Below are 12,721 nucleotides of genomic sequence, written 5' to 3' on the forward strand. Positions count from 1 at the left end.
AAAGCAAAAAGCCTCCGGATGGAGGCTTTACTGTCCCGGTATTGTCACTTATCTTCCGGCCACGGGGTCAGTATTTCATAACCATCTTTCGTCACCGCAATCATATGTTCCCATTGTGCGGACAACGAATGATCTTTAGTCACCACGGTCCAGCCATCGGGCAGGACTTTGTTTTGTTTTTTACCGGCATTGAGCATCGGTTCGATGGTAAATAACATGCCTTCCTGCAATACCAGCCCGTGACCTTGCTCGCCATAGTGCAGCACCTGCGGATCTTCGTGATAGCCCATGCCGATGCCGTGGCCGCAATACTCTTCCACAATGGAAAACCCTTCGCGTTTCGCCACCGCAGCAATCGCAAAGCCGACGTCGCCGAGCGTTGCGCCGGGACGTACCACTGCAATACCGGCCATCATTGCTTCATAGGTGGTATCCACCAGACGGCGCGCCATAATGCCGGGTTCACCGGCGTAATACATACGGCTGGTATCGCCGTACCAGCCGTCTTTGATCAGCGCCACGTCGATGTTAACAATGTCGCCTTTTTTCAGCGCCTTATCGGAAGGAATGCCGTGACAAATCACGTGGTTGACGGAGGTGCAGGTGGTTTTCTGATAGCCGTGATAACCGATATTGGCCGGGATCGCCTGCAATTCGTTGACGATAAAATCGTGGCAGATGCGGTCCAGTTCGTTAGTCGTAACGCCTGGCACTACGTACGGCGTGATCATATGCAACACGCGCGCCGCCAGTTTACCGGCGATACGGGCTTTATCGATGCCTTCCGGCGTTTTGATCATGCGGTTATTGTTGACGAAATACCTGCTGTCTAAACCATTATTCATTGCTTGCCTTCCTGTGTGTGCCACCCACGTTTAACAGCGTGCGGATACTTCCGGTGTTTTCTTCAGATTCCATGCTGCACTGCACCAGCAATTGCGAAATCTGGCTGTGCGTCATATCAGGATGGGTTTCCATCAGCATGCCAATCTTCATCCAGTGCTCGGCCTGTGCGTTCATCGAACGCGTATAAGCCATGCTGGCAATACGCAAATTCTCGTGCATCAGTTCTGAAATCTTAATGATACCCATGGGCTTGCCTCGGCAGTATACGAATCATATATGTTTTATATACTACGCAAAGCGAAAACGAAACTCAACCGGCGAGTTTCATGACACCTTTCGGAAAATGGCGTATATTGTGTTGATTTTTCAAGCTCTTATCCCAAATTTTAAATCCAAAAGGTTCACATGAAATCTACAAGTAAGTTACTTATCGGCCTTGTCTGTGTCATGGCGCTTTCTGGCTGCGCGCGTACCGAGCCGGTAACGACGCCGCATACCACGCTGGCAACCCATAATTCAGAAAGTCAGATCAGAACCGCTATTATCGACGCAGGGCAAAAACGTGGCTGGATAATGACGGATGGCGCACCGGGCGTGATTAACGGTCATCTGAATAACCGTGAACACAAAGCAGATATCCGTATTACCTATGACACCCGCGGCTACACCATTAATTATGTCGGCAGCACCAATCTGCTGGCCGGGAAAGGCGAGATTCACCGCAGTTACAACCATTGGGTGAATAATCTCGACAATGATATTCAGATTCGCCTGGCGTCCAGTGCCACAAAATAATTAAGTGTTAAGGGGCGGGTTATTGGCTCTTAACAGAAAGTAAAACGCCCCCGCTGAACAGACGGGGGCGTTTTCGCTATATGGCCGGGTTTAGTGGCGCTTACTGGCCCGAGGACTCTTTTTTCATCGCGTCTTTGGACATGGAATCTTTCGACATGCTGTCTTTCTTCATGTGATCTTTCGACATGCAGTCTTTGCCCATACTGTCTTTCGCCATGGTGTCTTTGCTCATACTGTCTTTTTTCATGCAGTCTTTTGACATATGGCCCATGGTGTCTTTCTTCGCCATTGCGTCAGCGGCATAGGTGGTGCTCACTGCGCCCATCATCAGACAAGCAGACATCATCATTATGGTTAACTTTTTCATGGTAAATCCTTCTCTATAGGTTTGATGTACAAAGGGTGTTGTGGAGAGTGTTCAGCTTCCGCCGAACCAGTTGTAGCCCTGATCTTCCCAGTAGCCACCGGTAAATTTATTGGTAATTTCAATCACTTCGATGTGTTTCGGATTCTTGTAGCCGAGTTTGGTCGGCATTCTCAGCTTCATCGGGAAGCCGTATTGTCGCGGCAAAATCTGGCCGTCGTAGGTCAGCGCCAGCAGGGTTTGCGGATGCAGTGCCGTCGCCATATCGATACTGGTGTAATACGCGTCGGCGCATTTAAAACTGACATATTCCGCCGTGAGATCTGCCCCGATCAGGCGCAGAAAATCACCGAACGGCACACCGCCCCATTTACCAATCGCGCTCCAGCCTTCGACACAAATGTGTCGCGTCACCTGACTGACCTGCGCCATTTTGTACAGCGTCGGCAATGACCATTCGCGTTTATCCAGTGCCAGACCGGCGATTTTCAGGCGGTAAGCGTCGCCGTCGACTTGTGGCGCGTCGTCTTCGGCGTAAAAAGCGTTAAACGGAAACGGACGGGTGATCATCGATTCGGCATACACCGGCGCGAGGCGTGTTGAACCGAACAGCCAGCCCTGCACGCGGTCATTGAAACCGGAGATTTTGCCCAGCGCATTTTCCACGCTGGCGTTATCGCTGATATCGCAACCGGTCAGCATCGCCACGCCGCCGAGTGTCAGTCCGCGTTGTAAAAACAGGCGGCGGGAGGGCGCATCCAGTTCGCGAATAATCTGTTTTTTCGCTTCCTGTAAAATCGCTTCGCTGTCGGAAGGACTGAAAATCTGGCTGAGGGTTCTTTTAACGATGTTTTTCATCATGTCTTCCTTAACGCCCGCGGATCATGGCAATCAGGGTTTTCGGCACCAGCGCCACCATCACGATATGCAGCACCACGAATCCCACCAGTGAAGCCATCGCCAGAAAATGCACATAACGCGCGGTATCAAAGCCGCCCATCAGTTCGCGCAGCAGCGGGAATTGCACCGATTTCCACACCACCAGCCCGGAAAGCACCAGCACGATGCCGTCGAACATCACGAACACATACGCCGCACGTTGCACCATGTTGTAGTGCCGTAAATCGTCGTGTTTCAGCTTGCCACGCAGGGCAGCCCGCAAATCATTGAAGATGCCGCGTGGCGTCAGCGGCCAGAATTTCTGTTTCATCCGGCCGGTAAAAATGTTCATCAGCAGATAAAACAGACCGTTAAAACCGAACAACCACATACCGGCGAAATGCCACTGAATACCACCGCCGAGCCAGCCACCCAGTGTCACCGCTGGCGGGAAATCAAAATCAAACAGGGGTGATGCGTTATAAATCTGCCAGCCGCTGGTCACCATAATCAGCACCGCCAGCGCATTCAGCCAGTGGGTCAGCCGCAGCCACAAAGGGTGCACCGTGGCCGGTTTGGATTTTGCCTGATGAGGTAATTCCGTGTGTATTGTCATAATGAAGTCCGGCTGTCCGCCCTGTGAGGTAGCGAGTATTGAGCGGATTTGTTCCCCGAGACCTCACGCAAAGTTAAATAAAATGTGATAACTCGCAGACGGTTGCTTGTGTAGACTCAAACCATTAGGAAACGCCACGTTTTGGGATAACACATGGATAAGACGAAGAAGATCCTGATCGTTGAAGATGACGGGGATATCGCAGAACTGCTCAGCCTGCATCTGCGTGATGAAGGTTATGAGATTACCCACGCCGCCGACGGCAATCTGGGGGTGGCACATCTGGAGAAGGGCGGCTGGGACGCGCTGATCCTCGATCTGATGCTGCCGGGCGTCGATGGTCTGGAAATCTGCCGCCGCGCACGCAACATGACGCGGTATACGCCGATCATTATTATCAGCGCGCGTTCCAGCGAAGTGCATCGCGTGCTCGGGCTGGAACTGGGGGCGGACGATTATCTGGCGAAACCGTTCTCTATGCTGGAACTGGTGGCGCGGGTCAAGGCGCTGTTCCGGCGGCAGGAAGCGATGAGCCGTAATCTGAAAATGGATGCCGGAACGCTGAGCTTTTCCGGGCTGGTGATCGACCCGATTGCGCGTGACGTGATGCTCAATCATCAGTCTGTCGAGCTGACGCCCCGCGAGTTTGACCTGTTGTATTTCTTTGCCAAAAATCCCGGCAAAGTGTTCTCGCGACTCAGCCTGTTAAATCAGGTCTGGGGCTATGAACACGAAGGGTATGAACATACGGTGAACACCCATATCAACCGGCTGCGCATCAAGATAGAAACCAATCCGGCCGAGCCGGAACGGATTCTGACCGTGTGGGGAAAAGGCTATAAATTCGTGTCCTCTTCTGAGGCGTCACAAGGGTAAATCATGAAAAATCTCACGCTGGCGCAAAGACTGACTCTGGTGTTTATGGTGCTGCTGATCGCCTGCTGCGCGCTTTCCGGCTATATGCAGGTGCGTTCCAGCAACCAGTACAGCCAGTCGGTGATCCAGCGTCTGTCGGCCAATCTGGCGACGCAGATCGCGGCGAATAATCCGCTGCTCAGCCAGGGCGACTGGGATCCGAAAGCGGTCCATACGCTGTTTGATCAGCTGATGGCGGTGAATCCGAGCGTTGAGGTGTATCTGCTCGACAAAGACGGCAATATCGTCGGCAATGCGGCGCCTCCGGGACGCTTGCAACAGCAGAAAATCGATTTAGCACCGGTGAATGCGCTGCTACACGGCGCGAAAATGCCGGTATATGGCGACAATCCGCGTGACCCGCAAACCCCTCAGGTATTCAGCGCCGCGCCGTTGCAGGTAGACGGTGTGACCAAAGGCTATGTGTATATCGTGCTTCTCGGTGATGAATACACCGCACTGACCAGCGACGCGCAGTATCAGTCGGCGATTTCTCTGGCGCTGCGGTCTATGGGGCTGGTGGCACTGTTTGGCCTGCTGGCCGGTGCGCTGGCGTTCCGTTGGGTGACGCGCCCGGTGCGTAAACTCACGGCGCAGATTGCACAACTCGATTCCGGCGGCATGGACGCAATTCAGGCGCTGGCGAAAACGGATACACCGGCCGGTGCCGCCCGCGATGAAGTCACGCAGTTACAGCAGGCGTTTGTCGCGCTGGCAAAACGTATCGACCAGCAATGGCAAAGTCTGATGGTGCAGGATCAACAGCGGCGGGAATTTATCGCCAATATTTCTCATGACCTGCGCACGCCGCTGACCTCCCTGCATGGCTATCTGGAAACCTTGTCGGTGAAAGCTGAACATCTGACCAACGAAGACCGGCAGCGTTATCTGAATATTGCCCTGACGCAAAGTAAAAAAGTCGGGCGGCTGGCGCAGGAGTTATTTGAACTGGCGCGGCTGGAATATGGCGTGGTGAAACCGCAGAAAGAACCGTTCTCGCTGAGTGAACTGGTGCAGGATGTTTTCCAGAAATTTGAACTGGCGACTGAAACGCGCGGGCAAAAATTACTGGCGGATATCACACCGGGTATTCCGCTGGTGAATGCCGATTTAGGCATGATTGAACGGGTGCTGACCAATCTGCTGGATAATGCGATTCGTTTTACCCCGGAAGGCGGCGTAATCGAAATAAAACTGTGGAAACAGGAAGGGCAGGTGATGGTACAACTGAAAGACAGCGGACCGGGCATTGCGCCGGAGCTGAAAGACAGCCTGTTTGTGCGTCCGTCAATCCTCAGTACCAATAAACACCGTGCCGGCGGGCTGGGGCTGATGATCGTGCGCCGCATTCTGCAACTCCACGGCAGCGATATCCGGCTGATTGAACAACCGAAACACGGTGCCTGTTTTCAGTTTTCCGTACCTGTTTAAATTCCTGATTTTTAATTTCCGTCAGGGTATGAATGCCGTGGCGGAAATAACGTAATGTTTCGTCATTAAGTTATTGTGATGTATTCATTAGTGTTAAATAATTATTATTTTTTTTGATATAAACCAAAAAGGTTTAGCGCGTGAATTTAAACGGTACTTTTTGATCTTCGGCAGTAAATATATATTCAATCCGGCGATGAAAATAATTTTCTCATTATGTGGAATATTTATTTACCTGGATAAAAATATGTCTAAGAAAGAAAGCCACCCTCAAAATAATAACGTGCATGACCTCCGGTCTGCGATTGCATTTTTAGAAAGCCTGCCAGGCGAAATGGTCAGTACCGATGTGGAAGTGGATCCGCATGCGGAACTCTCCGGCGTGTACCGCTATGTCGGTGCCGGGGGAACCTGTGAACGTCCGACCCGTAAAGGCCCGGCGATGATGTTTAACACCATCAAAGGTTTTCCGGGGGTGCGTGTGGTCACCGGTCTGATGTCTACCCGCGAACGTGTGGGCTATCTGCTGAACTGTGCGCCGGAAAAACTCGGTTTCCTGCTGAAAGATTCGGTGAAAAACGCCATCGCGCCCGTGGTTGTGGATCGCGGCACGGCACCCTGTCAGGAAGTGACGTACCTGGCGGATGATCCGAATTTTGACCTGCGCACCTTGCTGCCTGCACCGACCAATACCGAAGAAGATGCCGGTCCGTATTTCACCATGGGCATGTGCTATGCCTCTGATCCTGAAACCAAAGAATCCGACATTACCATTCACCGCCTGTGCATTCAGAGCCGCGACGAACTGTCGATGTGGCTGACCCCGGGTCGCCATATTGATGCTTTCCGCGAAAAAGCCGAGCGTGCGGGTAAACCGCTGCCGATTTCCATCAGCATCGGCGTTGATCCGGCGATTGAGATTGCCGCCTGCTTCGAGCCACCAACCACGCCGCTGGGCTTCAACGAACTGAGCATTGCCGGTGCATTGCGCGGGAAAGCGGTGGAACTGACGCACTGTGTTTCCATCGACGAAAAAGCCATTGCCCACGCCGAAATCGTGATTGAAGGCGAACTGCTGCCGGACGTGCGTGTCCGTGAAGATCAGAACACCAACACCGGCAAAGCGATGCCTGAATTCCCGGGCTATACCGGTGAAGCCAAAGCTGCGCTGCCGGTGATTAAGGTGAAAGCGGTGACGCATCGCCGCAATCCTATCCTGCAAACCACGCTTGGCCCGAGCGGTGAACACGTCAGCATGGCCGGTATTCCGACCGAAGCCAGTATTCTGGATATGATCGACCGCGCCATGCCGGGACGTGTGCTGAATGTGCATGCGCACACCTCCGGTGGCGGTAAGTTACTGGCGGTGCTGCAATTTAAAAAATCCTCACCGGTGGATAAAGGCCGTCAGAGACAAGCCGCGCTGCTGGCGTTTGCAGCCTTTTCCGAGCTGAAACACGTGATTCTGGTGGATGAAGATGTGGATATTTTCGATACCGATGACATCCTGTGGGCGATGCAAACCCGCTATCAGGGCGACGTGGATACCGTCACTATTCCGGGTGTGCGTTGCCATCCGCTGGATCCTTCGCAACATCCAGCCTACAGCCCAGGTATTTTGCAGGAAGGTATGTCATGCAAAACTATTTTCGACTGCACAGTGCCGTTTCATCTGAAAGCCCATTTCGAACGTTCCAAATTTAAAGACGTCGATGTGAAGAAATTCCTGCCTGATTTTAAATATTAATATTATGTGCCCTTCATACTTCGCATTGCAGTGCAAAGTATGAAGGGCGGAGAGGTGAAATGAAGAGAAGGCGGATAATTGTCGGCATCAGCGGGGCTTCGGGATTTCAGTATGGAATGAAGGCACTGGAAATATTGCGCGATATCGATATCGACGTGCACCTGATTATCAGTAAAGGTGCCGAAGTGACACGTAGTCTCGAAACCGATATCGGGCGGCAGGATGTGATCCGGTTGGCCGATGACGTGCATTCCATTAATAATCTTGGGGCGTCGGTATCCAGTGGCTCTTTTAAAACCATCGGGATGATTATCGCGCCGTGTTCGATGAACACTCTGGGGTCTGTTGCTCACGGACTCACCAGTAATTTACTGACACGCGCCGCAGATGTCGTATTAAAAGAGCGGCGCAGGTTAGTATTAATGGTCAGAGAAACGCCGCTGAATCTGTCGCATCTGAAAAATATGCAGGCGGTGACGGAAATGGGCGGGATTATTTTCCCGCCGGTTCCCGCCCTGTACCATAAACCTGAAAGCGTGGATGATATTATTCACCACAGCGTGGCACGTGCTCTGGATTTATTTGACCTGAATGTTGGCAATATTAAGCGCTGGGGCGAAGACCGATAAACAGCACAGAGCGAAATACCTTAAATTTGTGGAGTTAACATGTTAATTGGACCTATTGTTAACAGCGGTGCCATTATTCTTGGCGGCCTGTTAGGGGGCTTTCTTGGCGTAAAAATGCCAGAGCGCTTGCGAACCTCGCTGCCCCAGACCTTCGGTTTGTGCTCAATGGCGCTCGGCGTCGTACTGCTGGTGAAAATGCACAGCATGCCGGTGGTGATTTTATCGGTGATCCTCGGTGCGGCTATCGGTGAACTGTTTTATCTCGAACGCTATATTGCCCGTCTTGGGAATATGGCACGCGGTATCGCTTCGAAATTTGCGCCGGATACCGGCATGGACCATAACGTTTTTACCGAGAAATTCGTGGCGATTATTGTGCTGTTTTGCGCCAGTGGCACCGGGATTATCGGGGCGATGACCGAAGGCATGACGCATGATCCGAACATCCTGTTCGTAAAAGCCATCATGGATTTATTCACAGCTGCGATTTTTGCTACGGTGCTGGGTTATGCCGTTGCACTAATTTTTATTCCGCAGTGGATTGTGCAGTTTCTTATCGCCTCGGCAGCGGTGTCTATTTTGCCGCTGACCAATGCTGAAATGATGGGTGATTTCACCGCAGCAGGCGGTTTTATTATGCTGGCGGCCGGTTTTCGCATCAGCGGAATTAAATCTATCGCAGTAGGAAATTTATTACCGGCGTTAATTCTGGTCATGCCCATTTCCCACTACTGGAGCCTGCTTATCCACTGACGGATGTCCGCACAAGCCACTTCCCCGTGAAGTGGCTTTTTGTATACTGGGCGTCACGCGGCCAGACTGACAGGAAGGGAAAGAAAGATGGATCTCAAAAGAATGCGCTATTTCTGTACCATCGCTGAGCAGGGCTCGATCAGCAAAGCGGCGAAAGTGCTGAATATCGCACAGCCCCCGCTCGGAAAACGCCTGCATGAGCTGGAAGAAGAAATCGGTTCGCCGCTGTTTATCCGCACCAGCAAACAAATGGTACTCACTGAAGCCGGACGCTTTCTGTATCGCAAAACCAGCGATATCCTCAATCAGGTTAACAGCGTCACCAGACAAGCCATCGATATCGCCTCGCAAAAAAAACGCCCGGTGCGTATCGGCGTTTCTTACCTTTATCTGCGCTATTTCAACACCGTTTTTCTCGAGCTGTACCGCAAAAACCCGGACTGGGATCCGAACATTTTAGTGTCCGAATCGACCAGTCTGGAAGAGCTGGTGATGAACAAAACGCTGGATATGGCGATGATCCAGACGCCCGCTGACGTGCGTTCTTTCTACGTGCGTGAATTCGAGCCGATAAAACTGGTCGCGGTGGTGTCCGGCGAACTGGCGAACACGCTGCCGGAACGCACGCTTTCTTTCGCTGATCTCTCCGGTTTCCCGCTGGTGATGCTGCACCGCATGGGCGGCGAGGGGACGTATGAAGTGCTGCTCAACCGACTGTATGAAGAAGTGAAAGACGTGAATGTGATCATGAAAGTGTCCGAACCCCGGATGGTGATCGAGATGTTCCGCGACGGTCTGGTCGGTGCGGCGCTGATGCCGGAATCTGAAGTGGGTGAGAGCCGTCACTTCCGCAGCTTTGAAATCGAACAGAAGGGGAAACTTTTCCGTCCGGCCATTATTACCCTGCACACTGAAAAAGATTCTTTTTTGCCCGAGGCGTAGATTTTGTAAAGTCAGGAAAGAGTGAACTATAATCCCCACTCTTCATGCTGACTGGACGACCAGAGACTCAGCCATACTGATGCAGGGACGACCTTGCGTGTTTTAAGGACATTTTATGGCCTGGGTTTATCTGCTTTTCGCCGGTATTTTCGAAGTGGTCTGGTCGACCGCGATGAAAGAATCTCACGGTTTCACCCGTCTCATTCCCAGTATGCTTACGGTCTTCTTCATGATACTCAGCGTCGTTTTGCTGGCGATTTCCATGAAAACGCTGCCCCTCGGCACGTCTTACACCATCTGGGTCGGCATCGGCGCTATCGGCGCTTTCATTCTCGGTGTTGTGATGTTTGGCGAAAGCCTTAATCCGCTGCGCGTCATCGCCGTCCTGCTGATTTTTTCAGGCGTGATTTTGCTGAAAGTGGCGACGAAAGGATAGAAGCGGCAACGCGGAACATGACAAAGCCGCTCTGTAAAAGGAGCGGCTTTTTTTTACATCTTACTCACTGCGCTCAAAGAGAGTCCTGAATATCTGCTGAGAAACCGGCACCAGCCCGACTTTCAGGCCAAATGGTCTAAACAGTTTGTTGATGATGTCAGGCGTGTAATTTCCCTTATCATTTTCCACTTCTGATAGCGTTTTACGTGACACTGTCACTAATTTCCCAAAGGCGTCTTGTTTTAACCCCAGCACCGTAATCCTCAGTGCTTTTAGTGCTTGTCCCTGCGTGATTTCACCCAAAAGTAACGCCCGCATGATGTCGAGCCGGGCTTGATTTCGGTCATTGGTGCTGACGGGTTTCGTCAGGTTCGACACTCTTCGCTGGGCTTGTTTTTTTCCCGTGGAAGATGTTTCTTCCTGAGCCAGCATTTGTCCGGCGTCACGCCGCACATGATTCGCCTCATTTTGTTTAGCCCGTATTTTATCAATGGTATTTCTCGCAGAGTTTGCGGCAATCTCTGGTTCTTTCATAACAACCCCCAGCGGCGTAACTTTTCAGGAATAAAACTGAAACTTATCGCGGGCATGTTCAAAATTTGCTGCGGTATGCCACGGGCTTCCAGCCGCTCTTTCAGTCCCGATAGTTGATGTGACGTGTTTTTAAGTGCCGAAAGTAATGTTTCTGCCGGGACAAGATCATCGAGTGATTGTGCAATGCCGGGATAATCGTATTCACCGCCGATTTCCAGCGGAGCCTTCCATTTCGTCGTTCTGGCAATACCTTCCGGATCGGCTTTCATCGGCGCAAAATCGTAGATTGGTGCAAGCCGGATGCTGCGTTCATCTTTCAGGAAAGAGGTGTTACGCCCATGATTATCGCTGTTACCAAAAATAATATTGAGCAGATCTCGTCGTACCCATTCAGTCACAAACCCCGGGATATCAAAATCAAAACCTTGTTCTGTCACCATATGACTGTGTGAAATCTTATCGATCAGTGCACGGAGGGTTTCTTCATGATACAGCGTCACACCGGGCGCTTTGCGCAGGAGTGAATAGACTGATTCCATTCCGAAACGTCTGATAAGTCCTTCCTCTTCAAAAGAAATATCAAAACGCGGAAGCCAGAGTGACGGATAAGTCAGCCCTTCTTCCAGCCGCATGTTTTGCGTCGGGATCGTGTCAAACCCCATGGCTTCAAGCTCATGGTAGAAATAGAATTCTGCCCGAAGAATATTGCAGTCTACCTCTGTTCTTGCGCCACGGGGATATTTGACCAAATAGGGAATGTCCCGGTTGGCAGTGTCATTCTGGTAGGTATCAATCCAGATTTGCTGTTCCTGACTACAACGCAGCAACAGCTTTGGTGCTTCGCCCCCGGCGCCTGTCGCGCCACCGGCAGCCGCACCGCGTTGTTGTGCGTAGTCCAGAAAGTCACCCGCCCGGTTTTTAACATCTTCTATAGTGAAGAAAAGTTTTTCAGCCAGTGGATTATATTCCGGTAATGATTCTTTTATGCGCAGATTGCCAACAGGGGACAAGGTGCCATGTTTGAGCAAAATGAAATTTTGCTGATCGGCTGTCAGTCCTTCGAGATCGAGATAGTTTGCCCAATAGCGGCGACTTGAACCGCTGGGAATAATATCATCAAGAAACTTCAGCCAACCTCGCTCATCGTCACCATCAAAAAACAAAGAGACGGGGTGATTCAACGATGCGGCATGGTTATCGTCACGATCAAGGTTATCAATAGCGTAATCCGAATGATAATTCAGTTCTGTCAGACGATAGTTATTCTGCTCACTGCCGGGAAAAGTGATGTTAGCAATATCAACCCAGGTATTATTGAGGAAAGCTTGTAACGTTAAAAATTCCATATGGGCTCCCATTAGTGTATGAGTAGTATATTACTCATTATCCAATGAGAGTCCATTTAATGTTACCTAAATCACTCATTAAAGGTTTTTTAAAGCAATAATGAGTGATATCCCACTCATTATGTTTTTTACCTCAATGACAAAGCCGCTCTGTAAAAGGAGCGGCTTTTGTTTTTATCTCAGGACTTCAGCAAATCATTTGTACAACACGGCAGTGCCGTGAAGACGGTTCTGACCACCGGCTTCGATGATTTTATAAGAGGTTGCACCGGCGGCAGCGGCTTTGGCTGCGAAGGTGGATTCCAGACCCTCTAACGTATTGCCAGAAGCAGATACGGTGCCGATTTCAGCGGCGAAGCTACCGAAAGAAACCGTGGCGAGTGCAGCAGCAACAACGAAAGTTTTGATAGATTTCATGATGTCATTCCTTCTCAATGTTTGTTTGGGGAAGGCCATGTGCCTTCGATGAGAAGAAGAATAACGCCGTG

The 12,721-nt window shown here is 51.1% G+C and carries 16 protein-coding genes; 8 read left to right on the forward strand and 8 right to left on the reverse strand.

What is annotated here, in order from left to right; all coding sequences use genetic code 11:
• Nucleotides 1-44: 44 nt before the first annotated feature.
• Nucleotides 45-845 carry a type I methionyl aminopeptidase gene (map, locus tag EX31_RS00525; protein ID WP_051930967.1) on the reverse strand — a complete coding sequence of 267 codons (801 nt, stop codon included), beginning with the start codon at nucleotides 843-845 and terminating at the stop codon, nucleotides 45-47.
• Nucleotides 838-1,092 (reverse strand): ParD-like family protein, encoded by a 255-nt coding sequence (locus EX31_RS00530; protein ID WP_013578096.1) that lies wholly within the window; start codon nucleotides 1,090-1,092, stop codon nucleotides 838-840. The genes map and EX31_RS00530 overlap by 8 nt, the downstream gene beginning before the upstream one ends.
• Nucleotides 1,093-1,251: 159 nt before the next feature.
• On the opposite strand from EX31_RS00530, the gene EX31_RS00535 reads away from it, so the two are divergent.
• Nucleotides 1,252-1,641, forward strand: a complete 390-nt coding sequence (locus EX31_RS00535; RefSeq protein ID WP_013578097.1) for a hypothetical protein — start codon at nucleotides 1,252-1,254, stop codon at nucleotides 1,639-1,641.
• Nucleotides 1,642-1,741: 100 nt separating this feature from the next.
• Here EX31_RS00535 and EX31_RS00540 read toward each other — a convergent pair whose 3' ends face one another.
• Genes EX31_RS00540 through EX31_RS00550 form a run of 3 tightly spaced genes read right to left on the reverse strand, consistent with a single transcriptional unit; the run spans nucleotide 1,742 to nucleotide 3,500 of the window.
• Complete coding sequence (locus EX31_RS00540; RefSeq protein ID WP_013578098.1) at nucleotides 1,742-2,008, reverse strand: pentapeptide MXKDX repeat protein; 267 nt, start codon at nucleotides 2,006-2,008, stop codon at nucleotides 1,742-1,744.
• Nucleotides 2,009-2,059: 51 nt separating this feature from the next.
• Nucleotides 2,060-2,863, reverse strand: a complete 804-nt coding sequence (locus tag EX31_RS00545) for a molybdopterin-dependent oxidoreductase (RefSeq protein ID WP_051930968.1) — start codon at nucleotides 2,861-2,863, stop codon at nucleotides 2,060-2,062.
• A 10-nt stretch (nucleotides 2,864-2,873) separates the two neighbouring features.
• Entirely contained in the window at nucleotides 2,874-3,500 is a 627-nt protein-coding gene (locus tag EX31_RS00550; RefSeq protein ID WP_037032786.1) for a cytochrome b/b6 domain-containing protein, read from the reverse strand.
• A 153-nt stretch (nucleotides 3,501-3,653) separates the two neighbouring features.
• On the opposite strand from EX31_RS00550, the gene EX31_RS00555 reads away from it, so the two are divergent.
• From EX31_RS00555 to EX31_RS00585, 7 genes are all read left to right on the forward strand, one after another.
• Complete coding sequence (locus EX31_RS00555; protein WP_013578101.1) at nucleotides 3,654-4,376, forward strand: response regulator transcription factor; 723 nt, start codon at nucleotides 3,654-3,656, stop codon at nucleotides 4,374-4,376.
• Nucleotides 4,377-4,379: 3 nt separating this feature from the next.
• Entirely contained in the window at nucleotides 4,380-5,846 is a 1,467-nt protein-coding gene (locus EX31_RS00560; RefSeq protein ID WP_014416645.1) for a sensor histidine kinase, read from the forward strand.
• A gap of 247 nt (nucleotides 5,847-6,093) precedes the next feature.
• On the forward strand, nucleotides 6,094-7,593 hold the full coding sequence (locus EX31_RS00565; protein ID WP_037032787.1) for a UbiD family decarboxylase: 1,500 nt from the start codon (nucleotides 6,094-6,096) through the stop codon (nucleotides 7,591-7,593).
• A 59-nt stretch (nucleotides 7,594-7,652) separates the two neighbouring features.
• Nucleotides 7,653-8,222, forward strand: coding sequence for a UbiX family flavin prenyltransferase (locus tag EX31_RS00570; protein WP_037032789.1), 570 nt, complete (start codon nucleotides 7,653-7,655; stop codon nucleotides 8,220-8,222).
• Nucleotides 8,223-8,261: 39 nt separating this feature from the next.
• Complete coding sequence (locus EX31_RS00575; RefSeq protein WP_037032790.1) at nucleotides 8,262-8,975, forward strand: DUF554 domain-containing protein; 714 nt, start codon at nucleotides 8,262-8,264, stop codon at nucleotides 8,973-8,975.
• Nucleotides 8,976-9,062: 87 nt separating this feature from the next.
• Nucleotides 9,063-9,917, forward strand: coding sequence for a LysR family transcriptional regulator (locus tag EX31_RS00580; RefSeq protein WP_037032792.1), 855 nt, complete (start codon nucleotides 9,063-9,065; stop codon nucleotides 9,915-9,917).
• Between the two features lie 115 nt (nucleotides 9,918-10,032).
• Nucleotides 10,033-10,353: a DMT family transporter gene (locus tag EX31_RS00585; protein ID WP_037032793.1), complete on the forward strand. Its 321-nt coding sequence runs from the start codon at nucleotides 10,033-10,035 to the stop codon at nucleotides 10,351-10,353.
• Between the two features lie 60 nt (nucleotides 10,354-10,413).
• Here EX31_RS00585 and EX31_RS00590 read toward each other — a convergent pair whose 3' ends face one another.
• The 3 genes from EX31_RS00590 to EX31_RS00600 all read right to left on the reverse strand — a co-directional run bounded on the left by EX31_RS00590 (nucleotide 10,414) and on the right by EX31_RS00600 (nucleotide 12,650).
• Entirely contained in the window at nucleotides 10,414-10,887 is a 474-nt protein-coding gene (locus tag EX31_RS00590; RefSeq protein WP_013578106.1) for a helix-turn-helix transcriptional regulator, read from the reverse strand.
• Nucleotides 10,884-12,233: a type II toxin-antitoxin system HipA family toxin gene (locus EX31_RS00595; protein ID WP_013578107.1), complete on the reverse strand. Its 1,350-nt coding sequence runs from the start codon at nucleotides 12,231-12,233 to the stop codon at nucleotides 10,884-10,886. Before EX31_RS00595 ends, EX31_RS00590 begins: the two co-directional genes overlap by 4 nt.
• Before the next feature lie 195 nt (nucleotides 12,234-12,428).
• Complete coding sequence (locus EX31_RS00600; RefSeq protein WP_014416648.1) at nucleotides 12,429-12,650, reverse strand: YdgH/BhsA/McbA-like domain containing protein; 222 nt, start codon at nucleotides 12,648-12,650, stop codon at nucleotides 12,429-12,431.
• Between the last annotated feature and the right edge of the window lie 71 nt (nucleotides 12,651-12,721).

Source organism: Rahnella sp. WP5 (assembly GCF_000745615.1).
Taxonomy (GTDB): Bacteria; Pseudomonadota; Gammaproteobacteria; order Enterobacterales; family Enterobacteriaceae; genus Rahnella; species Rahnella aceris.

Coding starts and splice junctions, on each gene's coding strand:
- EX31_RS00595 (WP_013578107.1), bottom strand. CDS start 12,233: ATGGAATTTTTAACGTTACAAGCTTTCCTCAATAATACCTGGGTTGAT.
- EX31_RS00530 (WP_013578096.1), bottom strand. CDS start 1,092: ATGGGTATCATTAAGATTTCAGAACTGATGCACGAGAATTTGCGTATT.
- EX31_RS00535 (WP_013578097.1), top strand. CDS start 1,252: ATGAAATCTACAAGTAAGTTACTTATCGGCCTTGTCTGTGTCATGGCG.
- EX31_RS00575 (WP_037032790.1), top strand. CDS start 8,262: ATGTTAATTGGACCTATTGTTAACAGCGGTGCCATTATTCTTGGCGGC.
- map (WP_051930967.1), bottom strand. CDS start 845: ATGAATAATGGTTTAGACAGCAGGTATTTCGTCAACAATAACCGCATG.
- EX31_RS00565 (WP_037032787.1), top strand. CDS start 6,094: ATGTCTAAGAAAGAAAGCCACCCTCAAAATAATAACGTGCATGACCTC.
- EX31_RS00545 (WP_051930968.1), bottom strand. CDS start 2,863: ATGAAAAACATCGTTAAAAGAACCCTCAGCCAGATTTTCAGTCCTTCC.
- EX31_RS00580 (WP_037032792.1), top strand. CDS start 9,063: ATGGATCTCAAAAGAATGCGCTATTTCTGTACCATCGCTGAGCAGGGC.
- EX31_RS00590 (WP_013578106.1), bottom strand. CDS start 10,887: ATGAAAGAACCAGAGATTGCCGCAAACTCTGCGAGAAATACCATTGAT.
- EX31_RS00555 (WP_013578101.1), top strand. CDS start 3,654: ATGGATAAGACGAAGAAGATCCTGATCGTTGAAGATGACGGGGATATC.
- EX31_RS00560 (WP_014416645.1), top strand. CDS start 4,380: ATGAAAAATCTCACGCTGGCGCAAAGACTGACTCTGGTGTTTATGGTG.
- EX31_RS00585 (WP_037032793.1), top strand. CDS start 10,033: ATGGCCTGGGTTTATCTGCTTTTCGCCGGTATTTTCGAAGTGGTCTGG.
- EX31_RS00540 (WP_013578098.1), bottom strand. CDS start 2,008: ATGAAAAAGTTAACCATAATGATGATGTCTGCTTGTCTGATGATGGGC.
- EX31_RS00570 (WP_037032789.1), top strand. CDS start 7,653: ATGAAGAGAAGGCGGATAATTGTCGGCATCAGCGGGGCTTCGGGATTT.
- EX31_RS00550 (WP_037032786.1), bottom strand. CDS start 3,500: ATGACAATACACACGGAATTACCTCATCAGGCAAAATCCAAACCGGCC.
- EX31_RS00600 (WP_014416648.1), bottom strand. CDS start 12,650: ATGAAATCTATCAAAACTTTCGTTGTTGCTGCTGCACTCGCCACGGTT.